The organism is Sphingomonas eleionomae (genome assembly GCF_049889035.1).
GTDB lineage: Bacteria > Pseudomonadota > Alphaproteobacteria > Sphingomonadales > Sphingomonadaceae > Sphingomonas.
Window position 1 is genome coordinate 175,277 of sequence record NZ_JBLTWP010000002.1, and the last position, 23,802, is coordinate 199,078.

Annotated in this window: 20 protein-coding genes; 7 read left to right on the top strand and 13 right to left on the bottom strand. The window is 66.4% G+C overall.

Translation table 11 applies throughout. The features are described from left to right. The first annotated feature begins 19 nt into the window (after nucleotides 1–19). Both ACNI3Q_RS05045 and ACNI3Q_RS05050 read left to right on the top strand, forming a co-directional pair. On the top strand, nucleotides 20–919 hold the full coding sequence (locus ACNI3Q_RS05045) for an ABC transporter ATP-binding protein (RefSeq protein WP_426274523.1): 900 nt from the start codon (nucleotides 20–22) through the stop codon (nucleotides 917–919). 15 nt (nucleotides 920–934) lie between these two features. Then, nucleotides 935–4,504, top strand: coding sequence for an ABC transporter permease/M1 family aminopeptidase (locus tag ACNI3Q_RS05050; protein WP_426274525.1), 3,570 nt, complete (start codon nucleotides 935–937; stop codon nucleotides 4,502–4,504). 67 nt (nucleotides 4,505–4,571) lie between these two features. Here ACNI3Q_RS05050 and ACNI3Q_RS05055 read toward each other — a convergent pair whose 3' ends face one another. From ACNI3Q_RS05055 to ACNI3Q_RS05070, 4 genes are all read right to left on the bottom strand, one after another. Next, the gene (locus ACNI3Q_RS05055; RefSeq protein WP_426274527.1) at nucleotides 4,572–5,423 is read right to left on the bottom strand and encodes an SDR family oxidoreductase; all 852 of its coding nucleotides are present in this window, start codon (nucleotides 5,421–5,423) and stop codon (nucleotides 4,572–4,574) included. A 421-nt stretch (nucleotides 5,424–5,844) separates the two neighbouring features. Continuing rightward, the gene (locus ACNI3Q_RS05060) at nucleotides 5,845–6,900 is read right to left on the bottom strand and encodes a GGDEF domain-containing protein (protein WP_426274529.1); all 1,056 of its coding nucleotides are present in this window, start codon (nucleotides 6,898–6,900) and stop codon (nucleotides 5,845–5,847) included. A 129-nt stretch (nucleotides 6,901–7,029) separates the two neighbouring features. Further along, nucleotides 7,030–7,572: a peroxiredoxin gene (locus ACNI3Q_RS05065; protein WP_426274531.1), complete on the bottom strand. Its 543-nt coding sequence runs from the start codon at nucleotides 7,570–7,572 to the stop codon at nucleotides 7,030–7,032. 57 nt (nucleotides 7,573–7,629) lie between these two features. Then, nucleotides 7,630–8,697 (bottom strand): phospholipase A, encoded by a 1,068-nt coding sequence (locus ACNI3Q_RS05070; RefSeq protein WP_426274533.1) that lies wholly within the window; start codon nucleotides 8,695–8,697, stop codon nucleotides 7,630–7,632. Between the two features lie 94 nt (nucleotides 8,698–8,791). Between ACNI3Q_RS05070 and hisN the strand changes: the two genes are divergently transcribed. Beyond that, nucleotides 8,792–9,577, top strand: coding sequence for a histidinol-phosphatase (gene hisN / locus ACNI3Q_RS05075; protein WP_426274535.1), 786 nt, complete (start codon nucleotides 8,792–8,794; stop codon nucleotides 9,575–9,577). Nucleotides 9,578–9,833: 256 nt separating this feature from the next. Here the strand turns inward: hisN and ribA are convergent, their stop codons facing one another. The 4 genes from ribA to ACNI3Q_RS05095 form a co-directional block, all read right to left on the bottom strand. Continuing rightward, nucleotides 9,834–10,898 (bottom strand): GTP cyclohydrolase II, encoded by a 1,065-nt coding sequence (ribA, locus tag ACNI3Q_RS05080; RefSeq protein WP_426274537.1) that lies wholly within the window; start codon nucleotides 10,896–10,898, stop codon nucleotides 9,834–9,836. Beyond that, nucleotides 10,898–11,692: an exodeoxyribonuclease III gene (locus tag ACNI3Q_RS05085; protein ID WP_426274539.1), complete on the bottom strand. Its 795-nt coding sequence runs from the start codon at nucleotides 11,690–11,692 to the stop codon at nucleotides 10,898–10,900. Before ACNI3Q_RS05085 ends, ribA begins: the two co-directional genes overlap by 1 nt. A gap of 260 nt (nucleotides 11,693–11,952) precedes the next feature. Further along, nucleotides 11,953–12,573 (bottom strand): LolA family protein, encoded by a 621-nt coding sequence (locus tag ACNI3Q_RS05090; RefSeq protein WP_426274541.1) that lies wholly within the window; start codon nucleotides 12,571–12,573, stop codon nucleotides 11,953–11,955. Between the two features lie 76 nt (nucleotides 12,574–12,649). Next, the gene (locus ACNI3Q_RS05095) at nucleotides 12,650–14,986 is read right to left on the bottom strand and encodes an FtsK/SpoIIIE family DNA translocase (protein WP_426274543.1); all 2,337 of its coding nucleotides are present in this window, start codon (nucleotides 14,984–14,986) and stop codon (nucleotides 12,650–12,652) included. A 117-nt stretch (nucleotides 14,987–15,103) separates the two neighbouring features. Between ACNI3Q_RS05095 and ACNI3Q_RS05100 the strand changes: the two genes are divergently transcribed. Together ACNI3Q_RS05100 and ACNI3Q_RS05105 are read left to right on the top strand one after the other, a co-directional pair. Continuing rightward, nucleotides 15,104–16,348: a UbiH/UbiF/VisC/COQ6 family ubiquinone biosynthesis hydroxylase gene (locus tag ACNI3Q_RS05100; RefSeq protein ID WP_426274545.1), complete on the top strand. Its 1,245-nt coding sequence runs from the start codon at nucleotides 15,104–15,106 to the stop codon at nucleotides 16,346–16,348. Next, nucleotides 16,348–17,445 carry an AI-2E family transporter gene (locus ACNI3Q_RS05105; protein ID WP_426274547.1) on the top strand — a complete coding sequence of 366 codons (1,098 nt, stop codon included), beginning with the start codon at nucleotides 16,348–16,350 and terminating at the stop codon, nucleotides 17,443–17,445. Before ACNI3Q_RS05100 ends, ACNI3Q_RS05105 begins: the two co-directional genes overlap by 1 nt. Before the next feature lie 4 nt (nucleotides 17,446–17,449). Here ACNI3Q_RS05105 and ACNI3Q_RS05110 read toward each other — a convergent pair whose 3' ends face one another. From ACNI3Q_RS05110 to hemC, 5 genes are read right to left on the bottom strand one after another with little or no spacing between them, the layout of a single operon-like run. After that, nucleotides 17,450–18,568: a CaiB/BaiF CoA transferase family protein gene (locus ACNI3Q_RS05110; protein ID WP_426274549.1), complete on the bottom strand. Its 1,119-nt coding sequence runs from the start codon at nucleotides 18,566–18,568 to the stop codon at nucleotides 17,450–17,452. Next, entirely contained in the window at nucleotides 18,565–19,086 is a 522-nt protein-coding gene (locus tag ACNI3Q_RS05115; RefSeq protein ID WP_426274551.1) for a GNAT family N-acetyltransferase, read from the bottom strand. The genes ACNI3Q_RS05110 and ACNI3Q_RS05115 overlap by 4 nt, the downstream gene beginning before the upstream one ends. A 14-nt stretch (nucleotides 19,087–19,100) precedes the next feature. Beyond that, the gene (locus tag ACNI3Q_RS05120; RefSeq protein ID WP_426274553.1) at nucleotides 19,101–20,018 is read right to left on the bottom strand and encodes a hypothetical protein; all 918 of its coding nucleotides are present in this window, start codon (nucleotides 20,016–20,018) and stop codon (nucleotides 19,101–19,103) included. Nucleotides 20,019–20,048: 30 nt separating this feature from the next. After that, nucleotides 20,049–20,714 carry a uroporphyrinogen-III synthase gene (locus ACNI3Q_RS05125; protein ID WP_426274555.1) on the bottom strand — a complete coding sequence of 222 codons (666 nt, stop codon included), beginning with the start codon at nucleotides 20,712–20,714 and terminating at the stop codon, nucleotides 20,049–20,051. Then, nucleotides 20,711–21,634, bottom strand: a complete 924-nt coding sequence (gene hemC, locus ACNI3Q_RS05130; RefSeq protein WP_426274557.1) for a hydroxymethylbilane synthase — start codon at nucleotides 21,632–21,634, stop codon at nucleotides 20,711–20,713. Before hemC ends, ACNI3Q_RS05125 begins: the two co-directional genes overlap by 4 nt. Nucleotides 21,635–21,671: 37 nt before the next feature. Between hemC and tsaD the strand changes: the two genes are divergently transcribed. Further along, nucleotides 21,672–22,820 (top strand): tRNA (adenosine(37)-N6)-threonylcarbamoyltransferase complex transferase subunit TsaD, encoded by a 1,149-nt coding sequence (gene tsaD / locus ACNI3Q_RS05135; RefSeq protein ID WP_426274559.1) that lies wholly within the window; start codon nucleotides 21,672–21,674, stop codon nucleotides 22,818–22,820. Further along, nucleotides 22,817–23,797, top strand: a complete 981-nt coding sequence (locus tag ACNI3Q_RS05140) for an NAD(P)H-dependent glycerol-3-phosphate dehydrogenase (RefSeq protein WP_426274561.1) — start codon at nucleotides 22,817–22,819, stop codon at nucleotides 23,795–23,797. The genes tsaD and ACNI3Q_RS05140 overlap by 4 nt, the downstream gene beginning before the upstream one ends. The last annotated feature ends 5 nt before the right edge of the window (nucleotides 23,798–23,802 follow it).

Genomic DNA, 23,802 nt, shown 5'->3' on the forward strand with positions numbered 1-23,802 from the left:
CATATCAGGGGGATTCGTGATGCTCGAACTCAACAATGTCACCCATGTATATCCCAACGGAACGCGCGCGCTGGACGGGGTGACGCTGTCCATTCCAAAGGGAATGTTCGGCCTGCTCGGCCCCAATGGCGCGGGCAAATCCACGCTAATGCGGACCATCGCAACGCTTCAGTCGCCCACCACGGGCAGCATCACCTTTGGCGCGATCGACGTGCTGAAGCAGCCGGAGGCACTGCGCCGCACGCTCGGCTATCTTCCCCAGGATTTCGGTGTTTATCCGCGCGTCTCGGCATATGACATGCTGGATCACATGGCGGTGCTGAAGGGCGTCGCCAATGCGCGCGAACGCAAGGAAACGGTCGAAACGCTCCTCAATCAGACCAATTTGTGGAAGTTCCGCAAGAAAGCGATTGCCGGTTTTTCGGGCGGGATGCGTCAGCGCTTCGGCATTGCGCAGGCGTTGATCGGCAACCCCGAACTGATCATCGTCGACGAACCGACCGCCGGCCTTGATCCGGAGGAGCGCAACCGCTTCCTCAACCTGCTCGCCGAAATCGGCGAGAATGTCGTCATCATCCTGTCGACGCACATTGTCGAGGATGTGGCGGATCTGTGCCCGCGCATGGCGGTGCTGGCCGATGGCCGTATCCAGCTAGAGGGTGCACCGCTCGACCTGATCGACCGGTCGCGCGGCACGATCTGGGCCAAGACCATCGCGAGGACCGAGCTGGACGATCACAAGGCACGGTACGAGGTGATCTCGACGCGGCTGTTCGCCGGACGGACGATCATCCATATCCTGTCGCCCAGTGATCCCGGCGACGGTTTTGCCGCAGTGTCGGGCGGGCTGGAGGATGTCTATTTCTCCACCCTGGCAAAATCCCGCCGCGCCGCCTCGCCCATGCCCGCAGCCGCCTGATCCGGAGAAAGCCCGATGTTCGGCAAGATCGCGGCGTTCGAGCTGCGCTATCAGTTTCGCAACCCGGTTTTCTGGGTCGTGTTCATCCTCTTCTTTCTGTTCGCATTCGGCGCGGTCGCCACCCCGAACATCAGCATCGGATCGGGCGGGAATGTTCACAAGAACAGCCCGCAGGCGATCATGCAGTCCTATCAGATCTTCTCGCTGTTCTTCATGTTCGTCACGGTCGCTTTCGTCGCCAACGTGGTCGTACGAGACGATGACAGCGGGTTCGGCCCGATCGTGCGAACGACGCGGGTGTCGAAGTTCGCCTATCTGATGGGCCGGTTCGTCGGGGCATGGATCATCGCGGCCATTGCGTTTCTGTCCATTCCCATCGGCATGATCGTTGGTTCGGCCATGCCGTGGGTCGATGCAGAAACCCTGGGGCCGGGTCTCTTGTCGCACTACGCCTATGCGTTCGTGGTGCTGGCGCTGCCGAACCTGTTGCTCACCTCCGCGATCTTTTTCGGTGTCGCCACGCTGACGCGGTCAATGATGTGGAGCTATGTCGGCGTCGTCCTGTTCCTCGTGCTCTACACTGTCCTGCTGGCGGTGGTTTCGACCCAGCCGGAATGGCGGGAGACGGCAGCCTATCTTGAGCCCTTCGGCCTGGGCGCGGTCGGTTATGTCACGCGATACTGGACGGCCGCCGAAGCGAACACGATGATGCCGGCCTTTGCCGGAATGCTGCTGATCAACCGGGCCATCTGGTTCGTGGTGTCCATCGTCGCACTGCTGATCGCGATCTGGCGGTTCCGGTTCATCGAAAAGGGCGCGGCTTCGTCCAAGCCCAGCAAGGTACCGCCCGGCGAGCCGCTGCTGGTCGCCCGCCTGCCGGATACCCGGCCGGATGCAGCCAATGCCAGCCGGCTGTGGGCGCGGTGCCGCTTCGAAATGGCGCAGGTGTTCAAGAGCCCGGCCTTTTTCGTGCTGATGGTCATCGGCCTGTTCAACGCGGTCGGGGCGCTGATCTTTGCCAACGAGATTTACGGCACGCCGGCCCGGCCGCTCACCTTTGCACTGATCCCGGTTCTTCTTGGCGCCTTCACGCTGATCCCGATCATCATCGCCGTCTATTATGCAGGCGAACTCGTCTGGCGCGACCGCGACCGCAAGATGCACGAGATCGTCGATGCGACCTCGCTGCCCAACTGGGCCTATCTGGTGCCAAAGGTGCTGGCAGTCAGTCTGGTGCTGTTCGCGACGCTTGGCATATCGGTGATTGCCGCCGTGCTCGTGCAGCTGTTCCGGGGTCAGACGGACCTGGCGCTGGGCAGCTATTTCGGCTGGTATCTGTTGCCACTTGGCGTCGATATGATCATCCTCGCCATCCTGGCCGTGTTCATCCAGGCGCTGGTGCCGAACAAGTATCTCGGCTGGGGTCTAATGGTCGTTTACGTCGTGGCGACGCTGACGCTGTCCAACCTCGGCTTCGACCACCCGCTCTATCTGTACGGATCGACAGGTGCGGCCCGCTTTTCCGACATGAACGGGGATCAGATCGGCGGAGCGACCGGTTGGTGGCTGCGCCTGTACTGGGGTGCATGGGCACTAATCCTGGCCGTGCTCGCCCATCTGTTGTGGCGGCGGGGGACCGAGGACCGGCTGAGCCCGCGATTGCGGCGGATGCCAGCGCGGCTTGCGGGCGGACCGGGCGTCCTTCTGGCACTGGGGGTCGTTGTGGCAGCGGCTAGCGGCGGCTGGATTTTCTACAACATGAACGTCCTGAACGTGTACCGGAACAGCGACGATACCGAAAAGCTGCTGGCCGATTACGAGAAGAAATATCTGAAATACGAACGGGTGCCCCAGCCGGCGCTGACCGACATCAAGCTGGATGTCGCCATCCACCCATCCGATCGCCGGGCAATGGTCAACGGCGTGTACAAGTTCGTGAACGATACTGGACAGCCGGTGCCGGAACTGCATGTGCGGCTGCAGGATCAGCAGACGCGGCTGGTGTCGGTCACCGTGCCAGGCGCGACGCTGGCCAGCAACGATGCGGCGTTCAAATACCGCATCTATCGGTTTGCTAGGCCACTCGCACCCGGTGCCACCGGCACGCTCAGCTTTGAGACGATCCGCGAGCAAAAGGGCATTCGCGCCAATGGCGAGGATACCCGATTGGTCGCCAACGGCACCTTCCTGAACAATGGCGAGTTCGCCCCGCAGATCGGCATGGACCGGTCCGGTCTGTTGCAGGACAGGGTAAAGCGCCGCCGCTATGGCCTGACACCCGAACTGCGGCCAGCCAAGCTGGAGGATCAGTCCGCCCGGATGCGCAACTATGTCGGCAATGCCGATTGGGTGCGCAGCGACATCACCGTGTCGACGGACGCGGACCAGACCCCGATCGCACCGGGGCGCAAGGTGGCGGACAGCTCGGCCAATGGCCGACGCACCGCCCGTTTCGTGTCGACCGCCCCGATCCTCAGCTTTTTCTCGGTGCAGTCCGCGCGCTATGCCGAAAAGACCATGGATGCGGGCGGCGGCGTGAAACTGACGGTGTTCTACCATCCTGCCCATGCCTACAACACTGACACGATGCTGAAGGCGATGAAGGCGTCGCTGGATTATTACCGCGGCAATTTCGGCCCCTATCAGTTCGACTATGCCCGGATCATTGAGTTTCCGGGCTATGCCAGCTTTGCCCAGGCCTTTGCCGGCACCATGCCCTATTCGGAATCATTGGGCTTCCTTGCCGACAACAGCGATCCGGACGAGATCGATTATGTCACCTATGTCACCGCGCACGAGGTTGCCCACCAATATTGGGCACATCAGCTGATCAGCGCGGATCAGCAGGGCGGCACGGTGCTGGTCGAAACCATGGCGCAATATTCGGCGCTGATGGTGATGAAGAAGCTGTACGGAGAGGACAAGATCCGCCGTTTCCTGAAATATGAGCTGGACAATTACCTGCGCTCGCGCGGCAGCGAGGCGATCGAGGAACTGCCGCTGCTGCGCGTCGAGAACCAGGGCTATATCCATTACCGCAAGGGCGCGCTGGTCATGTACCTGCTTCAGGATCGTCTGGGCGAGGACCGGATGAACGCGATGCTGGCGGGCTTGCTCGACCGGTATCGGTTCAAGGGCGCGCCCTATGCCGCATCGACCGACCTCTTGGCCGGCCTGAACGGCATCGCCCGCAATCCTGCCGAACGGCAGTTGATCAGCGACTTGTTCGAACGGATCACGATCTATGATCTCAAGGTGACCGACGCCAAGACCAGGCCGGTCGGTGGCGGGCGTTTCGAAACGGTCATTACGGTCGAGGGCAAGAAGTTCCACGCCGATGGCCGGGGCAAGGAAACCGAGGCGCCGCTGGCCGACACAATCGACATCGGGCTGTTCACCGCCCGTCCCGGAGTGGGCGCCTTTGCCGCCAAGGACGTGCTGATGATGGAGCGTCGCCCGGTGAACAGCGGAAAGCAGCAGATCCGGATCGTCACCAACGGCGAACCCAAATTTGCGGGCGTCGATCCCTACAACAAATATGTCGACCGCAATTCCGACGATAACGTGGCGACGGTAACCCGCTGACGGGAAAACAGGGCCGGCAAGTGGGCGATGCCCGTCCGCCGACCCTGGTTTTCACCCGTTCACGTTTTCACCCGTTCACGATGGTGCCGCCATTGGGATGCAGCACCTGTCCCGACATGTAGCTGGAATCGTCGCAGGCCAGGAACAGAAAGGCGGGGGCAACCTCATTGGGCTGGCCCGGCCGGCCCATCGGCGTCCCCTCGCCAAAATGCGCGAGCTTTTCGGGTGAAGCCCCGCCCATCGGATTAAGCGGCGTCCATATGGGACCGGGCGCAACACCGTTCACCCGGATCCCCTTGCCGACCAGATTTTCGGAAAGCGCCCGCGTGAAGGCAGTGATCGCCCCCTTGGTGGACGAATAATCGAGCAGTTCCGGCTCACCCTGATAACTGGTGACCGAGGTGCAGTTCACAATGGCCGATCCGGGCCGAAGGTGCGGCAGCACAGCCTGCGTCATGAAAAACATGCCAAAGACATTGGTCTGAAATGTCCGGCGCAGCTGATGCTCGCTGATGTCGGTCAGCTCCTTGTCGGGATGCTGCTCCCCGGCATTGTTGACCAGGATATCGACGGTGCCGAACGCTTCGATCACGGTTTGCGCGGCCGCGGCACAAAAGGATTTGTCACCGATATCGCCGGCAATCGTGATTGCGCGACGACCCTCTGCTTCGACGATGCGTTTGCTTTCGTCCGCATCACCATGCTCGTTCAGATAGACGATGGCGATATCGGCGCCTTCGCGGGCGAACAATGCTGCAACGGCGCGGCCGATGCCGCTGTCTGCGCCGGTGATGACAGCCACCTTGCCGCTCAGCCGGCCGGAACCGGGATAGCGTGGCTGCCAGTCGGGTGGCGGCGTCAGCAACGCCTCTTCGCCGGGCAGCGCGTCTTCGTGCAACATGTCGATGGGATCGGACATTGGGGCTCTCCTTGCCTGATGGTTGGCAAGGAAACGGCGGGCGGTTCCGATCAGTTCCGCCGATGTCTCGGCCTGTCCGGGCGGGTCAGCGCTGCGAATGACGCTCCCGCCCGGGGCCGGTGGCGGTCATGCCGCGATCAAGCGATCGGCAGGACCGGGGTCGCCGAGGCAACCAGGACAACGGTGACGAACAGCGCACCGACCAGCGACACCAGCTGACGCGAAATGTTGGAAACGTTCATCATGATAGTCACTCCCTGTATCCAGCGTATCGGACCGTCCGTCGCTGATGCACTATGTAATGCAGAGAGCGTGCCAAATTCATTTATCGTTCATTTTCAACGGTTTGTAAAACGGCTTCAAAAAGATTGGCGATAATTACCTATCCAGACCTGCAATTCACACTGTTGTTCGGCAGATATTACCAATCTGTGCAGATCTGATTCCTGCCGGATTCCTTCGCACGGTACAGTTCGACGTCCGCGCGCTGAAAGGCCTCCGCAAGAGGCTCACCCGGCAGGATGCAGGTCATTCCGCCGGAGAAAGTCAGTTCGCCCACCGGCATATCGGTTTCGCGCAGCCGATACCGCTTGCGGGCAACGACATGGCGACAGGTGTCGAGCAGCCGCTCCGCCTCGCCGGGTTCGATCCCGGTAAACAGGATCGCAAACTCCTCACCGCCATGCCGAGCCACAAAATGGCCGGTGCACTGGCCGGCCAGCGCCTGACCGATCGCCTTCAGCACCCGGTCCCCCACGGCGTGGCCGAACTGGTCGTTGACCGCCTTGAAATGGTCGATGTCGCAGATCGCGACAATCAGCGGCTCGCCCGTTGCGGCCTGCGCCTGGAACGCCTCTTCGAACGCGCGGCGGTTGGGCAGGTCGGTCAGCGGGTCGCGGCGGGCGTTGTCGCGCGCTTCCTCCAGCTTGGCGCGCAGCTCGCTGGCCTCACGCGTTGCCAGATCGAGCCGGGATTCAGCGACCCGTACGCGTTCCAGCATGGTGCCCGTGATGAATTTCACCTTGTCGATGACGGTTTCGAATGTTTCGTCATCGCTGTGCGGCGTTGCGATCGCGGCGGCGCTTTCGGCGAGGTCACGACCGAAATCGGCCGTTTCCGCCTGCATGTCGCGCATCATGTCCTCGAATCCCTGCACCTGCATCTGGGTGCGGGCCACCAGCCCTTCGACCATGCGGCGCTGTTCGGACAGGGTCGTTGCGCTGTCGGCTGACCCGCCTTCGATATGCCCGCCGATCGAATCGACCTCGCGGGCGGTCAGGCGGACGCCGCCGTCGGTAAGGGCAGCCACTGCCTTGGCGATCGGGCCATCCGGATCGGCGACGACATGATAGGCAAAGGTGTAGTTTGCCGGGTTCGGATCGAGCCGCTGATTCGTCAGGAACGACCCGATTCGCCTAAACAATCCATCGCTGCCGACCATCTTCCCGGCCGAACCCATGGCAACTTGACTGGCCATGTCGCCCCTTCCCGCTTCATCGCATTCGACAATGGCCCGGATGCGCCATCGTTACGCGGATGATCTATCGGAAAAAGGCTAATAGCTGGTTGCTGCAGCGTTAACCGTCCGGCAACCGGCAAGCCGAGATCAGCCGCGGCTGGCCCGATAGCGCTTGGCGGCGGCCAGGGTTTCGCGGATGTGCGACATGGGGCTCATGTCGGTGTGCGACAGCAGGATGCTGCCATCGGGCGCGATGACATAGCTGGTGCGGTTGGTGATCGCGCGGCCGTTCATTTCGCGGCCCAGCGCCACGTCGAACTGCTTGACCAGCGCCGGGCTGGCGGTCGCCACGCGGAACTTGCCCGCACAATGCTCATTCGAAAAGCGCTGCAGCGTGGGGACATCGTCGGCCGACATGCCGATGACGGTCGCACCCGCCGCCTTGAACTGATCAAGCTGGTCGGCAAAGGCCTTTGCCTCCGCATTGCAGCCGCTGGTGAAGGCGGCGGGGAAGAAATAGAGGACGACCGGCCCGCGCTTCAACTCGGCCTTGAGGTCCACCTTGGTCACCTTGCCCGCCATCGCGCCCTGAGTGACGAACATCGGCGCCTTTACCCCCTGCTTCAGTGCGGCGCTGGCGGGCATGGCGACAAGGGCGGCGGCCATCAGGGTCAGGGCAAGACGACGCATTGGCTTCACTCCATCGAACAATCGTGCCGGTGTAGTGCCCCCGGCCGGCAAAGTCGATTACCGCACAAAGGCTATGCCGAGCCGCGCGGCGGTGGAGCGCAGCCGATAGTCGCTGAGCGTTTCGCCATGGCCGGTAAACACCTGTCCGAACAGCGACAGGCCAAGGCCCCCGCCCAGTCGCGCCAGCGGATAGGATACGAACCCTTCCACCGCGCCGCGACCCGTTGCCGGATTGCCGCGCAGCGTCGCCGCCAGCTTTAGCCCGTCGCGCTGAACCAGCGCGGCCTGAACCGACCCATAGCCCCAATAATCCTGAAGATCCGGGGCAATCCCCTGAGTGCCGACATAGAACCATGCCTGCGGCGTGATACTGCCCGACCAGCCGTCGCCAAGGTCAACATCGCGGGTCACGCGAGCGTAAATCCGGTTGGCATCGATGGATCCGGCCGTCCCCTTGCCATTCGAATCGTGCCGCCAGCCAGCCGCGCCGGTCCAGCCATCGGCGACCGGCAGCTGCCAGAACACCTCAGGGCTATAGATCTGTTCGCGGATCGGCCCGGACGGTTCCTGAAGCGCCCAGAACATCGTCTGGGTCCAGGCGACGCGAAGCCCGGCCAGCCCACTGTCATCGGCAAAGGGCTGAAAGGCGAGGCTGAGTTGCAGTTTTGCGCCATCGTCGCCCAGGCCGAACGCGCCATAAACCGGCTCATGCGGACGAAACCGGGTCAGGAATCCGCGATCGGCGCCGGCATCGCTGTCAACCATCACCAGTTCGCCAGTCTCGACCACCGCTGGCGGAGGCGCGGCATCGGCATCATCGGCGCGGGCCAGCGCCACCGCACGCGGATCGACATTGCGATAGCGGGCGCGGGCGAACCCGCCGGGCGCGACGGTGACACTCGCCTCCCCCTCCCGAAACAGCGTCAGCGGCGTGCCGTCGGCGGCCACAAGGTCGATCCGGGTGGGCAGCGGGACAGTGGCCGGGTCCGCCCCTTCATTGACGATGAACACCGGCACGCCGTCGACGGCCGCCCCTGCGTCGGCTGGCCGGTCGGGCAGGATGCGGGTCTGTGCCGCAAGGGGCAGCGGGGCGACGAGGGCGGCAAGCGCGATCAGGATACGCATGACAACGGCGTGACACGGCGATGTTGCGGTTCCGTGAAGCGGATGTGCGATCGCTGACGGTTTCCCTGCGGCTGCCAATGTTCTAACGGACGGCATGGCCGTTTCCTCTCAAGACCTTGCCCTTGCCGAACAGCTTGCCGATGCGGCGGGCACCATCATCCGCCGCTATTTCCGGGGCGAGGCGGGCCTTGTCACCAAGGCGGACGCATCGCCCGTCACGCTGGCCGACCGCGAGGCGGAGGAAGCGATGCGCCGCTTGCTTGTCGCGGAACGGCCGATGGATGGGATTCACGGCGAAGAGTTCGGCGTGCGCGAGGGGACGAGCGGGCGCGTCTGGGTGCTCGACCCGATCGACGGCACCCGCGCCTTCATCGCCGGACGGCCCATTTTCGGCACGCTGATCGCGCTGATCGAGGATGGCTGGCCCGTGCTGGGCGTGATCGACCAGCCGGTGCTGAAGGAACGATGGGTCGGCGCGGTCGGGCGGCAGACGCTGTTCAACAGCAAGCCTGCGCGGACGCGCACCTGTCAGGCGCTGGCCGACGCGCTGCTGGCGACGACCAGCCCGGCGCTGTTCAGCGACGATCAGCTGCACGCGTTCGAGCATCTGGACGGGGCGGTCCGATCCACCGTGCTGGGCGGCGATTGCTATAACTATGCCAGCGTCGCCGGCGGATGGATCGACGTGGTGGTCGAGGCGGGGCTGAAGCTGCATGACTTTGCCGCGCTGGTGCCGGTGGTCGAGGGCGCGGGCGGGCGGATGTGCGACTGGTCGGGCGATCCGCTGCACGCCGGCAGCAATGGCGAGGTAATCGCGGCGGGCGATCCGGCGCGGATCGACGACATCCTGAACGCGCTCGCCTGTCGCGGCGGGCACTGATCCGGAGGCTGATTCGGAGGCCGGGCGAAGGGGCCCCTTCGGTCGGAAGGTGGCGAAGGTGATGCTACGTCGGCTTCAAAATCGCCCCCCGGCCAATCCCGCAGACGGAATGAATGGGCGGGACCGGAATTGTCGGCGGGCCATGCCGATCAGCTAAGCAGCGCAAACCCAACATGGAAAGCGTTCGGGCGGCGGCGGTGCTGGCGCGGATCCTTTGACAGGCTCAGGATGAGCGAGGGCAGGATATGGCCCCGCCCTAAAGCTGATGCCCCGTCCGGTCGCGTTTGGTGGCGAGATAGCGTTCATTATGCGGGTTGGGCGGCAGCTTGTGCGCCACCCGTTCCGCCACCGCGATCCCCGCCGCCTCAAGCCCCGCCACCTTTTCCGGGTTGTTGGTAAGCAGGCACACCCGGCGCTGGCCCATCAGGGCGAGCATCCGGGCCGCCACGCGGAAATCGCGGGCGTCGATGGCGAATCCCAGCCGGGTATTGGCATCGACGGTGTCATAGCCCTGATCCTGCAGCGCATAGGCGCGCAGTTTGTTGATGAGCCCGATGCCGCGTCCTTCCTGACGCAGATAGAGGAGGATGCCCCAGCCATTCGCCCGGATCGCGGCGAGCGCGGCTTGCAGCTGCGGCCCGCAATCGCATTTGAGGCTGCCCAGCACATCGCCGGTCAGGCATTCGCTGTGCAGGCGGACCAGCGGCGGATTGCCGTCCGGCTGGCCGATCAACAGCGCGACATGCTCGCCCGGCCCCTCCGGCGTGCGAAAGGCGACGATTTCCGCATCCTCCGCCACCGCGACGGGCAGGCGCGCGCGCGCGGCGATGGTCAGGCGGACGGGATCGTCATGCGCTGCGATATCGTCGGGGCTGATCGCGTCGGGATCGGCCGGATCGCCGGGAGCCGCGAAAAAGGCAGGCAACAAGCCGGCGTTGCGGGCCAGGATCAGCGCGGCGGCGGCCGCGGCGGGGGCATAGCCCGACATCGCGCGGAACGGCCCCTTCATTGGCGTCGCCATATCGAGCTGCGGATCGGCCAGCGCCGTGGCGATGCGGAAATCGATCCAGGGCGCGCGATCGACCCAGACGGGTGCATCGGGCTGAGCCGCGCCAAGCTGATTGGCGAGCTTGAGCGTTGCGGCGCGGCCAAAGCTGATCAGGATCGCTGCCCGGCCATCGGGATCGAACGCCGCCAGCCGCGCATCGTCCGCGGTTTCGATCGCCAGCAGCGACAATGCCCCGTCCGGCCCGGCCAGCGTGACCGGCCAGCCGCGGCGCAGCGCATCCATGGCGCGCGCAACCCGGCGGGATGCGTCCATCAGAAATCGAACTCGGTTTCGATGGGGATATGGTCGGACGGTTTCAGCCAGCTGCGGCAATGTTCATGGACGCGGTGCGCGACGGCGCGGGCCGCGACGTCGCGGCTCGCCCACATGTGGTCGAGGCGGCGGCCGCGATCCGATGCCAGCCAATCCTTTGCCCGGTAGCTCCACCAGGTATAGAGGCGCGCGGGCGCGGGCACGAAATGGCGGCCAAGATCGACCCAGTCGTTCGCCGCGCGCAGCCGGGCCAGCGCATCGACCTCCACCGGCGTGTGGCTGACCACGTCGAGCAGTTGCTTGTGGCTCCATACATCGCTTTCCAGCGGCGCGATGTTGAAATCGCCGACCAGCAGCACCGGCTGGCCCGACAGGCCGGCCGACCATTGCGTCATGCGCTCGATGAAATCGAGTTTCTGCCCGAACTTCGGATTGGCTTCCCGGTCGGGAATGTCGCCGCCGGCGGGCACATAGACATTTTCGAGGCGCAGGCCGTTGGCCAGCCGCACGCCGATATGTCGCGCCTCTCCGTTCGCCTGCCAGTCGAGGCGGTCATCCTCGGCCAGCGGAACGCGGCTGATCACGGCGACGCCATGATGCATCCGCTGACCGTTCAGGGCGATGTGATGATAGCCAAGCGCATGGAACGGAGCGTGCGGGAAATCGCCGTCGATGACCTTGGTCTCCTGAAGACACAGGATGTCCGGCGCCGATTCGCGCAGGAATTGTTCGACGATCTCCATCCGGAACCGGACGGAATTGATGTTCCACGATGCAATGCGCAGGCTGGCCATGGCCGGGATGTAGCGGGCGATGCGCGGTTCCGCCAGATTGGAAGGCGGTATGGTTCGGCACCGAGCGGGGAAGCGGGCGGGTGCCGCCTCAACCGGAAACGGAAAGGCCCCTGCTCCGGGGGCATGGAGCAGGGGCCAACCGTGCGTTCGTCACGCAGGCGTGACGCGCGGGGGCCGGGCAACAGGGGGGAATCCCGGCGGGGCGCATCACAGGATCGGAAATAGCAGCGGCAAGATTGCCCCAATATGAACGGGACCGTTCAGCTTGGCCGGGCGGGTTTGCGCGGTTCGTTGAACTTGAAGGCGTTGTCGCCCACCGGGCCGTTGAACTTCTGCTGGCTCAGGCGGATCGTCGTGCGGTTGCTCTGCGCGTCCGTGGCGACCCAGCCCTGCAGCATCAGGCCCGCAGGCGCAGCAGCATTGCGCACGAAAATCAGGCGGATCCGGCCATATTCGGGCCGCTTGGGATCATAGGCCTCCACCGTCACCACGCCGGGATCGACGCTGGGCACAATGCGGGCATATTTCGATGCGTCGCGGTCGGGGTTGAGCAGGATCGACAGCGGCGAATTGCCGACGGGCCAGCGCTGTTTCTGGCCCACCTGATAATCAAGGAAATAGAGCGACTTGCCGTCGCTGACGATCAGGATCGGTACGCCCTTTTCATACTGGAAACGGATCTTGCCCGGCTTTTTCAGGGTGAGCGTGCCGGTCAGCACCTTGCCCGCGCGGTCGGTCTGGCTGAACGCGGCGGTCATGGTTTCGGTCGCGGACAGATGACGCTGCACATCGGCCAGCGTCACATTCTGCGCCTGTGCATGGATGGCGACGGGCGCTGCAATGGCGGTCAGCGCAAGGGCGGCGCCAAGGGGGCGGAACATGGGGGTCATTCTCCAGATCATCGGACACGGGCTAAGCTGGCGGCATTGAACGCGCGGTGAACCCATCGGGTTGCGATCAATTCAGCGGGCGGCCGTCCTCGTCCATCAGCACCTCGCGTCGGCCAACATGGTCGGGGCGGCCGACCAGCCCGTCCTTTTCCATCCGCTCGATCAGGCGCGCGGCGGAGTTGTAGCCGATGCGCATCTGGCGCTGGAGCCAGCTGGTCGATGCTTTCTGGTTTGACGCGACGAACATGATCGCCTGGCGGTACTGATTGTCCTCCGGGCTGTCGCCGTCGACGGGGGAGCCATCGAGCGCAAAGCCGCCATCCTCCGGCTCCTCGGTCACGGCGTCGATATAATCGGGTTCGCCCTGGGCGCGCCAGTGATCGGCCACCGCCTGAACCTCCTCGTCGCTGACGAACGGGCCGTGGATGCGGGCAAGCTGCTTGCCGCCGGACATGTAGAGCATGTCGCCCTTGCCCAGCAGCTGTTCGGCGCCCTGTTCGCCGAGGATCGTGCGCGAATCGATCTTGGACGTAACGTGGAAACTGATGCGGCGGGGCAGGTTCGCCTTGATGACGCCGGTGATGACGTCGACCGAGGGGCGCTGCGTCGCCATGATCAGGTGGATGCCGGCCGCCCGCGCTTTTTGCGCCAGCCGCTGGATCAGGAACTCCACCTCCTTGCCCGCGGTCATCATCAGGTCGGCCAGTTCGTCCACCACGATCACGATCTGGGGCAGCGGGGTCAGGTCGAGGATTTCCTCCTCATAGACCGGCTTGCCATCCTCATATCCGACCTGCACCCGGCGGCCCAGCTTTTCGCCCTTGGCACGCGCGGTGCGGACCTTTTCGTTGAAGCTGGCAAGGTTGCGGACATTGACGTTCGCCATCATGCGATAGCGTTCCTCCATCTGCTCGACCGCCCATTTCAGCGCGCGCACCGCCTTTGGCGGCTCGGTCACCACATCGGCGAGAAGGTGCGGGATGCCCTTGTAGATGCTGAGTTCCAGCATCTTGGGGTCGATCATGATCATGCGGCACTGATCAGGGGTCAGGCGATAGAGCAGCGACAGGATCATGGCATTCAGGCCGACGGACTTGCCCGAACCGGTGGTGCCCGCGACCAAGAGGTGCGGCATGGGGGCAAGATCGGCGATGACGGGATCGCCCGCGATGTTCTTGCCGAGCACGATGGGCAGCTGCGCGTTCATGTCCTCGAACGACTGGCTGGCGACCAGTTCATGCAGGCTGACCATTTCGCGATTGGCGTTGGGCAGTTCGATGCCGATCACGCTGCGCCCCGGAATGGTGGCGACGCGGGCGGAGATCGCGCTCATGTTGCGGGCGATGTCGTCAGCCAGCGCGATGACGCGGCTGGCCTTGATCCCAGCCGCCGGTTCCAGTTCGTACATGGTGACGACCGGGCCGGGCGAGACCTTAACAATCTGACCCTTCACGTTAAAATCGTCGAGCACGGTTTCGAGCAGGCGGGAATTGCGCTCCAGCGCGGCACGGTCGGCGCCCGCATTCTTGCGCGGCGGCGATGGTTTCAGCAGGTCGATGGACGGCAGGCGGTAATCGTCCTTGAGGTCGAAACTGGTCTGCACCGCCTTTGGCTTGGCCACGGCAGGCGGCGCGGCGCGATCGGCGATGACGGGCGCAGGGCGCGGTTCGGCAATCACCGGGCGGCGCGGGGCCGCATCCTCGATGCCGGTCACGTCATCCTCGTCACTGTCGAACGGCACAGGGGCGCTGCGACGTTCCCGCGCCGGGGCGGGTGCGGCAGCGGCATCCCCGCCATCGCGGCGCAGACGCGGCAGACGCAGCGACGGGCGCGGCCAGGCAATGGACAAAGCGCGCGACCACAGCATCACCCCGCCAAGGAACGAGGCCACCGCCAGCAGCCGCGATGCCCATAGCGTGACCACCGGCCCACCGATCAGCTCGATCAGCGACCGCACCCCGCCAGCAACGCCCAGGCCGACGATGCCGCCCCAGCCGGCCGGCAGGTCCGCCATCGCATCGCGCCACAGGAACCCCATGGCCAGCCCCATCAGCAGCACGCCGATCACGCAATCGCGCAGCATCCCGCGCCAGCCGCCAAGGCCGGTGTCGCGCAGCAACCGCCAGGCGATGACAAGGCCAAGCGGCAGCAAAAGGACGCCCGCAACGCCGAACAGGAACAAGATCAGTTCGGCGACATAGGCACCCACAATGCCCATCCGGTTGATCACCAGCCCGCCCGCCGCCGTGTTGAGCGCAGGATCGGCCGGCGAATAGGTGGCCAGCGCCACGCCCGCCAGCAGGGTGAGGACAAGCAGCGCCAGCCCGCCGATCAGGGCCATGGAGCGGACCGCGCCGTCGCGGATCGCCGATCGCATCAGCATTGGGGACGGGCGGCTGGCCATGGTCGAAATTCCGGAACGATGAATGGAAGAAAGCGCGGCCGGAGTCTCGCTTGACCGGAGTCTGGCGTCAAGCGGTCGCCATTGGCAGCGGATGCGCGGCGCATTAGATGGTTGCCCATGGAACCAACCGCCCCCGCCCCCGCCGATGCCCAGGCCGATGTCCTTATCCTTGGCGGGGGGCTGGTCGGCAATGCCCTGGCCGTCGCGCTGGACGTGCACGGCGTCACGTCGATCATCGTCGATCCCGCCGATCCGGCCGTCGTTCTGGCATCCGAATTCGATGGTCGCGCGTCGGCGGTATCGAGCACCAGTTACCGGATGCTGACCGCCATCGGCGTGATTTCCCGCGTGGCCGACCATGGCTGCCCGATTCGCGCGATCCGCGCAACCGACGGGCTGGCCCCCGGTGTGCTGGATTTCCTGACTGATCCGGGGGACGACGCGCTGGGCGTGATGATCGAGAACTGGCGGCTGAAAACCGCGCTGTTCGAGGCAGCGCGCGATGCGGCCCATGTCGATCAGCGGATGTTGACCCGCGCGACAAAGGTCGAGCGTGGCCCGCACGGCGTGACCGCGACACTGAACGACGGGACGACGGTTCGTGCGCAGCTGCTGGTCGGCGCGGACGGTCGGCCATCCCCGACGCGGGAGGCGGCGGGCATTCCCGTCGCCCGCTGGTCCTATGATCATGTGGCGATGATCACCGCGTTCCATCACGAGGTGCCGCACGACAATGTGGCGTTCGAGATTTTCTACCCCGCAGGGCCGTTTGCCATCCTGCCGATGCTGGACGATGCCGATGGGCACCGGTCCGCGCTGGTATGGACGGTCGAATCGGCCGAGGCGCCGGGAATGCTGAAACTGTCGGAGCGCGCCTATCTGGCGGAGGCGGAAAAGCGGATGGGCAGCGTGCTGGGCCGCATATGGGGCCTGTCGCCGCGATCCAGCTATCCGCTCGGCTTTCACCACGCCGCGCGCATCACCGCCGACCGGCTGGCGCTGATCGGCGATGCGGCCCACGGCATCCACCCGATCGCCGGGCAGGGCGTCAATCTGGGCTTTCGCGATGCCGCCGCGCTGGTCGAGGTGCTGGTGGAGGGCAAAAGGCTGGGCCTGGACCTTGGCGACCCGGAACTGATGGTCCGGTATCAGCGGTGGCGCGGACTGGACACGTTCCTGGTCGCGCTGGCGACGGACAGCCTGACCCGCATCTATGGCGTGCCGGGCAAGGCCGCATCCGCCATCCGCCGGTTCGGGATGAGCGCGATCGACAGGCTGCCGCCGATCAAGAACCGCCTGATGGCCGAGGCGCGCGGCGAGAGCGGCAAGCTGCCCCGGCTGCTGAACGGAGAGCGGATTTGATGCGGTTGAACCGCGCCAGCGTGGAGCAGGGCGGCCTGTTCGTATTCCTGGCGCTGGCCACCATCGGCATGGTGATGATCGTTTCCGGGTTTCTGGGCGCGCTGCTCTGGGCATCGCTGGCGGCATTGCTGTTCCAGCCGATGTTCCAGCGCGCGCTGGAACGCTGGCCGGGCAAGCGCAATACCGCGGCCCTGGTCACGCTGGCGATCATCACGGTGTCGGTGGTGATTCCCGCCGTCACCATCGCAACGATGGTGATCGATCAGGCGGCCGGCGTATTCACCCAGATGCGCGGCGGACAGATCAATTTTGCCACCTATTTCGAACAGGTTCACAACGCGCTGCCTGACCGGATCCAGTCGTTCATCGACCGGTCCGGCTATGGCAGTTTCGAACGGGTACAGGCACAGCTGACCCGCGCACTGACACAGAGCGCGTCGATGCTGGCGACCAGTGCGCTATCGATCGGGGCCAATGCCGCCAGTTTCCTGCTGGTGTTCGGCGTCGGCCTGTATGTCACCTATTTCCTGTTGCGCGATGGCGAGCAGCTTGGCCCGGCGGTGGTCCGCGCCCTGCCGCTGGAGCGCGCGGTGGCCGATCGGCTGGCCGAACGGTTCGTCGTCGTGGTGCGCGCGACGATCAAGGGGTCGGGGCTGGTCGCGCTGGCGCAGGGCGCGCTGGGGGCCATCACCTTCTGGATCGTCGGGCTGCCCGCATCGCTGCTGTGGGGCGTGTTGATGGCAATCGCGTCTCTGCTGCCGGCGATCGGCCCGGCGATCATCTGGGTACCGGTTGCCATCTATCTGCTGGCGACGGGCGCGATCTGGCAGGCGGTGGTAGTCATCGTCTCCGGCGTCGTGCTGATTGGCCTGGTTGACAACATTCTGCGGCCGCTGCTGGTCGGGCGCGATACCGGGATTCCCGACTGGCTGATCCTGGTGACCACGCTGGGCGGGATCGAGCTGCTGGGGATCAGCGGCATCGTGGTCGGCCCGCTGGTGGCCGCATTGTTCATCACCGGGTGGCAGGTGCTGGCCCAGTTGCGGGGACAGCCGTTACCGGCACAGGCCGACGAGGCGGCAGCCGACCGCCCGTAACCGGTCAGGATGCCGGCGGGCGCGCGGGGCTGGCCCTGTCCGCCACCATCCGCTCGCCATCGATGACGATGGGGCTGGCCAGGCCCGGCACGCCATCCGGGCGGATCGCCATGCCGCGCGCCGCGACCTGAGCATCGGCAAAGGTTTCGGGGATGGTGTTGATCGGCCCGGCGGGGATGCCTGCCCGCTCCAGCGCCTCATACAGCGCCGCCTTTTGCCAGCCGCGGATTGCCCCGGCCAGCGGCGGGATCAGCGCCGCCCGGTTCGCGACGCGGCCCGGATTGGTAGCGAACCGGGGATCGGTCGCCATGTGGGCCAGGCCCAGCACGCCGCACAGCCGGGCGAATTGCGCATCGTTGCCGACCGCGACGACCAGCGCGCCATCCGCCGTCTCGAACGTCTGATAGGGGGCGAGATTGGCGTGCCCATTGCCCGCCCGGTGCGGCGTCACCCCGCTGGCCATCCAGTTCAGCGCCTGATTGGCGAGCACCGCGACCTGCGTGTCGAGCAGCGCCATGTCGATATGCGCGCCCCGGCCGCTTTCGTCCCGCTGGCGCAGCGCCGCCAGAATGGCGACCGCCGAATAGACGCCGGTGAACAGATCGGCATAGGCGATGCCCGATTTCTGAGGCGCGCCATCGGGCTCCCCCGTCATCGACATGGCGCCGCCCATCGCCTGTATGATGAAGTCATAGCCCGCACGCGGGGCATAGGGGCCGGTCTGACCAAAGCCGGTGATCGAACAGGTGACAAGCCGCGGGTTCAGCGCGGAAAGGCTGGCGTGATCAAGGCCGTAGCGGGCAAGGCCGCCGACCTTGTAATTCTCGATCACCACATCGCTGTCCATGGCGAGCGCGCGTATTTCTGCCTGCCCCTCCGGCGTCGTGATGTCGATGAACCGGCTGGTCTTGCCGCGATTGCAGGCGTGGAAATAGGCGGCGTCCAGGTGCGCGCCGTCGGGCCCGGTGACAAAAGGCGGGCCCCAGTGGCGGGTATCGTCCCCTGCGCCGGGCCGCTCCACCTTGATGACTTCCGCCCCCAGATCGGCGAGCAACTGCCCGCACCACGGCCCGGCCAGGATGCGCGCAAGTTCCAGCACGCGGATGCCGGCAAGGGGCTTCACGGCCGTGCGATCTCGTACACGACATGCGGCTTCATCTCGCCCGCCATCAGCCGCTGATGGGTGCCGTCGCGCAGGATGCCGCCGATTTTCTCCATCGCCCGGCGGGAACGGATATTGTCCGCGCCGACCATGAAGGTTGCGGTGCCGACAAAACGGTGGATGTGTTCCAGCATCAGCCGCTTGATCTCGCGGTTATAGATGCCACCCCAATGGCTGCGGGCGATAAAGGTCCAGCCGATTTCGATCTCGTCCGCATCAGGCAGCCAGTTGTCGTACCGGCTGGAGCCGATGACGGCGCCGGTTGCCCGGTCCAGGATGGTCAGCGCGCCGCCCGATGCCAGCCCTGCATCGAAAAAGGCGCGGAATACCGGTTTCTGCCAGCGATCATGCGCGGGGTGCACTGCCCAGATCAGCGGATCGGCGGCGACGGCGAACAGGGCGTCGAAATCCGCCGCCACGGTCGGGCGAAGCTGGACCAGCGTGCCGTTCAGCACCGGTTGACGATCCGGCGGCGTCATCGCGGCTGCGGGGATCAGGGGGTCGGCACAGGCACCGGCTCGGCCGGTGTCGGCGTGGCCGGGGCGCTGATCAGCGGCGGATTGGCGGGCAGTGCGGGGGCGATCACCCGGCCCTGAATAGCGGCGGTTTCCAGCGCATTGAGCGCACGGCGCGCCTCGATAAAGCGTCGGGCGGCGCTCATCCACGCCTGTCCCGCGGCCGCGCCGGGCATCCGGTTCACCTCGGCCAGCGCGGCCTCCACCTGACCGGCGTCGATCAGGCGGAGGGCGCGGGCCAGCCGGTCGGCGGGCAGGGTGCTCTGAGCCGTTTCCTGGCGCACGATGATCAGCTGACCCAGCTCGCGGCGAAGCGCGGTCCACCAATCCTCGCTGCGCCCCTGCGCCAGCAGGCGGGGGGCAAGCGTGTCGAGTGCGGCGCGCAGTTCCTCAAGCGTCACCGGTTCGCGCGCCGCGGTGATGACCGTGGCCACCGCCTCCGGCTCCGATGCCGAAAAGCGGGTGCGAAGCTGTCCCTCGACATAGCCAAGGGCAAGGCCGCGATCGATCGCGCGGCGGGCGGCAAAGGCGATCAGCAGGCTTTCGGCGCGGCTGGCGAAGCTGGAGGCCAGGCGCGTGTCGTTGTCGACACTGGCCAGCCGCTGTTCCAGCCCGGCAATCCGTTCGGCCAGTTCCGTCTCGCGCGATTCCAGCGCTGCGACTCGGCCGGCCCGCTGTCCGGCGTCCAGTTCGGGCTCTTCGGGTGCCGCGGCCGGCGTCGGCGCGGCACCGGGCGAGCGCAACCGGGCGATATCGGGACCCCAGAACCAGAAGGCGGCGGCCATCGCGGCAAGCCCGGCGGCAAAGGCGATCAGGATGGGCAGCCACCCGCCCCGGCCCTGCCGGTCCTGGCGCAAGGACGGGGAACTGACGGGATCACTGCTGGGCATCATCATGCCCGCTTATCCCCGCCCCGCCCCGGCGGGTCAATCGTCCAGGGCCAGCGCGGCGGCAAGCAGCGCATCCTCGCGCGGGCGGGCGGCCACGGCCAGCGCAGCCCAGCCGCCGCCACAGGCAGCGGCGGCAGCAGCACTGATCACGGCAACCGCGATGCCGGCCCGGTCCAGCTGCTGTGCATCGACCAGCATCGCCAGCCGTTCGGCAGCAGCGGGCGAGTGGACCAGGGCGATGGCACCGGTCAGCGCCGACAGGTCGGCATCACGCGGCACGCTGGCATAGACGGGAAGGGTCCGGGCAACCACCGTTGGTGGCAGGTCGCGATGATCCGCCCCGGCGAGGTGCAGGGCGCGGGTGATGCCGTGCGTCACGGCCAGATCGGCCAGCGCGGCGGCGTCGCCATCGCCGACGGCCCGCACGGTCAGCCCGGCATCACGCGCCGCGCTTGCGGTCGCATCCCCCACCGCCAGCACGGGCAGCACGGCCAGCCGCGCCAGCCCCGGCCCGGCATGGCGCACGGCATTGGCACTGGTCAGGATGAGCGCGTCGAACCCGGCCGGATCGGGCGGCGTCCAGTCGAGCGGACGGATTTCGAACAGCGGCAGCGCAAGGGCGGATCGCCCCGCCCCCCCTATCCGCGCCACCGTCGCCGCATTACCCGGTTGCGGGCGCAGCACGGCGATGGGCCGGGTCATTGCCCCGCGAACAGCCGGGCGACGGGTTCGGGCGCGCGGGCGAGCAGATCGGCGGCCAGCGCCTCCGGCATGGCGATATCGCCGATGGCGGACGCGGCCTGACCCCGCACGGTGTCGGTTCCGTCCATGCTGAACAGCTGCGCCCGAAGGACGACTTGATCCCCCTCGATCCGGGCAAGCGCGGCGACCGGCGAATGGCAATCCGCACCCAGTGCCGCCAGCATCGCGCGTTCGGCCCCGACACAGGTACAGGTATCCGCATGGTTGATCGCGTCGATGATCGTGCGCGAGCGTTCATCCTCTGCCCGCACCTCGATCCCCACCGCGCCCTGCGACGGGGCGGGCAGCATCACGTCCAGCGGAATGGCGGTACCATCCGCCTTGCCCAGCCGTTCCAGTCCGGCCGCGGCCAGCAGGGTCGCATCGACCGTGCCGCCCGATACCGCCGCCAGCCGCGTGTCGACATTGCCGCGCAGCAGCGTGATCGACAGATCGGGGCGCAGATTGAGCAATTGCGCCAAGCGGCGCGGCGAGCTGGTGCCGACCACCGCACCCTGTTTCAGCGCATCGATGCTGTCCGCACCGATCAGCCGGTCACGCACATCGGCACGCGGCAACATGGCGGCCAGCGCGATCGGCGTCGGGCGGATCGTTTCCACATCCTTCATCGAATGGACACAGGCGTCCACTTCCCCCTGCAACAGGGCGCGGTCCAGTTCCTTGGTCCACAGCGCCTTGCCGCCGATTTCGGCGAGCGCCCGGTCCTGAACCCGGTCGCCGGTTGTCTTGATGACGACGATCTCCACATCTGCGTCATCCCAGCCATGTGCGGCGATCAACGCGGCGCGGGTCATGTTGGCCTGGGTGAGCGCCAGCGGGGAGCCGCGGGTGCCGAGACGGAAGGGAGCGGAAAGAGCCATGGCTTGTGCTAGCGGGTGGCGGGACTAAGGGAAAGCCATGCTGATCCTGGGACTTGAATCGAGCTGCGACGAAACCGCCGCCGCGCTGGTCACCGGCGATCGCCGGATCCTGGCCCATGCGCTGGCGGGACAGGAAGCGGCGCACGCGCCCTATGGCGGGGTTGTTCCCGAAATCGCGGCGCGCGCCCATGTCGAGATGCTGGGTCCGCTGATCGAACAGGCACTGGCCGAGGCGAACGTCACGCTGAACGATGTCGACGCGATTGCGGCGACGGCAGGACCCGGCCTGATCGGCGGGGTGATGGTCGGGCTGGTCACCGGCAAGGCGCTGGCGCTGGCGGCGGGCAAGCCGCTGATCGGGGTGAATCACCTTGAGGGCCATGCGCTCAGCCCGCGCCTTGCCGATGCGGACCTTTCCTTTCCCTATCTGTTGCTGCTGGTGTCCGGGGGGCATTGCCAGCTGTTGCTGGTTGAGGGCGTCGGGCAATATCGGCGGCTGGCGACGACGATCGACGATGCGGCGGGCGAGGCATTCGACAAATCGGCCAAGCTGCTCGGCCTTGGCTATCCCGGCGGCCCGGCGGTGGAGCGCATGGCGATGAGCGGTGATCCCCATGCCGTGCCGCTGCCCCGCCCGCTGGTCGGCACGGGCGAGCCGCATTTCTCGTTCGCGGGTCTGAAAAGCGCGGTGCTGCGCGCGGTCGAATCGGGGCGGCACCGGCCGCAGGACATTGCCGCATCGTTTCAGCAGGCGGCGGTCGATTGCCTGGTCGATCGCACCCGGATCGCGCTGAAAAAGTCTTTTGCTTATTCCGCGTTACAGCCGCAACCCGCTCATCCTGAGCCTGTCGAAGGATATCGCCCAACGCAGGCGTTAGGGGAGCGTCCTTCGACAGGCTCAGGACGAGCGAGGGGGGCAACGGCCCCGACCGCGCTGGTCGTGGCGGGCGGCGTTGCGGCCAACAAGGCGGTGCGCGGTGCGCTGGAAGCGCTGGCAGCGGCGCATGGCCTGCCCTTTGTCGCGCCGCCGCTGTGGCTGTGCACGGACAATGCGGCGATGATCGCCTGGGCCGGGGCAGAGCGATTCGCCGCCGGGCTGACCGATCCGCTGGATCTGCCCGCCCGGCCGCGCTGGCCGCTCGACCCCGATGCAGCGCCCGTGCGCGGCGCAGGAGTAAAGGCATGAGCGCGCCCGTCGGCGTCATCGGCGCGGGCGCATGGGGCACCGCGCTGGCGCAGGTGCTGGCCATGGCGGGGCACGAGGTGCGGCTGTGGTCGCGCAATGCCGCGGTTATCGAGGCCGTGGGGGCGACGCGGGAAAACCGCCTGTACCTGCCGGGCGTGCCCCTGTCCCCGGCCATTGCGATGACCGGTGACCTGTCCGCACTGGCCGAAAGTCGGGCGGTGCTGGTGGTGACGCCGGCCCAGCATATGCGCAGCGTGCTGACCGGGCTGCCCGCGATCACCGCACCGCTGATCCTGTGTTCCAAGGGGATCGAGGCGGGATCGCTGAAACTGATGCATCAGGTGGCGGCAGAGGCGGTGCCGGATGCGCCGATTGCGGTCCTGTCCGGCCCGACTTTTGCCCATGAAGTGGCGCGGGGCCAGCCGACGGCGGTGACGCTGGCGGCGGCGGACGCGGCGCTGGCGGGCGAACTGGCCATGGTGATCGCGTTGCCGACATTCCGCCCCTATGTCACCGACGACGTGACCGGGGCCGAGGTGGGCGGCGCGGTCAAGAATGTGCTCGCCATCGCGTGCGGCGTGGTTGAGGGCGCGGGGCTGGGCCAGAATGCGCGGGCGGCGCTGATCGCGCGCGGTTTTGCCGAAATGACGCGGTTCGGCCTGGCGCTGGGCGCGCGGGCGGAAACGCTGGCCGGGCTGTCGGGGCTGGGCGACCTGGTGCTGACCTGTTCATCGACCAGCAGCCGCAATTTCTCGCTGGGCGTGGGACTGGGCCGGGGGCAGCGCGCCGCCGACCTGCTGGCCGACCGGCGCACGGTGGCGGAGGGCGCATCGACCGCGCCGGTGCTGGCCAAGGCGGCACGGGCGGCGGGCGTGGAAATGCCGGTGGTCGATGCGGTGTGTGCACTGCTGAACGGATCGGATGTGGCCGGGGTGATCGGCACGCTGCTTGCCCGCCCGCTCAGACAGGAACGCTGAACGGG

Coding starts and splice junctions, on each gene's coding strand:
- ACNI3Q_RS05065 (WP_426274531.1), bottom strand. CDS start 7,572: ATGCGTCGTCTTGCCCTGACCCTGATGGCCGCCGCCCTTGTCGCCATG.
- ACNI3Q_RS05120 (WP_426274553.1), bottom strand. CDS start 20,018: ATGATGATGCCCAGCAGTGATCCCGTCAGTTCCCCGTCCTTGCGCCAG.
- ACNI3Q_RS05105 (WP_426274547.1), top strand. CDS start 16,348: ATGCGGTTGAACCGCGCCAGCGTGGAGCAGGGCGGCCTGTTCGTATTC.
- tsaD (WP_426274559.1), top strand. CDS start 21,672: ATGCTGATCCTGGGACTTGAATCGAGCTGCGACGAAACCGCCGCCGCG.
- ACNI3Q_RS05045 (WP_426274523.1), top strand. CDS start 20: ATGCTCGAACTCAACAATGTCACCCATGTATATCCCAACGGAACGCGC.
- ACNI3Q_RS05140 (WP_426274561.1), top strand. CDS start 22,817: ATGAGCGCGCCCGTCGGCGTCATCGGCGCGGGCGCATGGGGCACCGCG.
- ACNI3Q_RS05055 (WP_426274527.1), bottom strand. CDS start 5,423: ATGTCCGATCCCATCGACATGTTGCACGAAGACGCGCTGCCCGGCGAA.
- ACNI3Q_RS05050 (WP_426274525.1), top strand. CDS start 935: ATGTTCGGCAAGATCGCGGCGTTCGAGCTGCGCTATCAGTTTCGCAAC.
- ACNI3Q_RS05125 (WP_426274555.1), bottom strand. CDS start 20,714: ATGACCCGGCCCATCGCCGTGCTGCGCCCGCAACCGGGTAATGCGGCG.
- ACNI3Q_RS05060 (WP_426274529.1), bottom strand. CDS start 6,900: ATGGCCAGTCAAGTTGCCATGGGTTCGGCCGGGAAGATGGTCGGCAGC.
- ribA (WP_426274537.1), bottom strand. CDS start 10,898: ATGGACGCATCCCGCCGGGTTGCGCGCGCCATGGATGCGCTGCGCCGC.
- ACNI3Q_RS05115 (WP_426274551.1), bottom strand. CDS start 19,086: ATGACGCCGCCGGATCGTCAACCGGTGCTGAACGGCACGCTGGTCCAG.
- ACNI3Q_RS05095 (WP_426274543.1), bottom strand. CDS start 14,986: ATGGCCAGCCGCCCGTCCCCAATGCTGATGCGATCGGCGATCCGCGAC.
- ACNI3Q_RS05090 (WP_426274541.1), bottom strand. CDS start 12,573: ATGTTCCGCCCCCTTGGCGCCGCCCTTGCGCTGACCGCCATTGCAGCG.
- ACNI3Q_RS05070 (WP_426274533.1), bottom strand. CDS start 8,697: ATGCGTATCCTGATCGCGCTTGCCGCCCTCGTCGCCCCGCTGCCCCTT.
- hemC (WP_426274557.1), bottom strand. CDS start 21,634: ATGGCTCTTTCCGCTCCCTTCCGTCTCGGCACCCGCGGCTCCCCGCTG.
- ACNI3Q_RS05100 (WP_426274545.1), top strand. CDS start 15,104: ATGGAACCAACCGCCCCCGCCCCCGCCGATGCCCAGGCCGATGTCCTT.
- ACNI3Q_RS05085 (WP_426274539.1), bottom strand. CDS start 11,692: ATGGCCAGCCTGCGCATTGCATCGTGGAACATCAATTCCGTCCGGTTC.
- hisN (WP_426274535.1), top strand. CDS start 8,792: ATGGCCGTTTCCTCTCAAGACCTTGCCCTTGCCGAACAGCTTGCCGAT.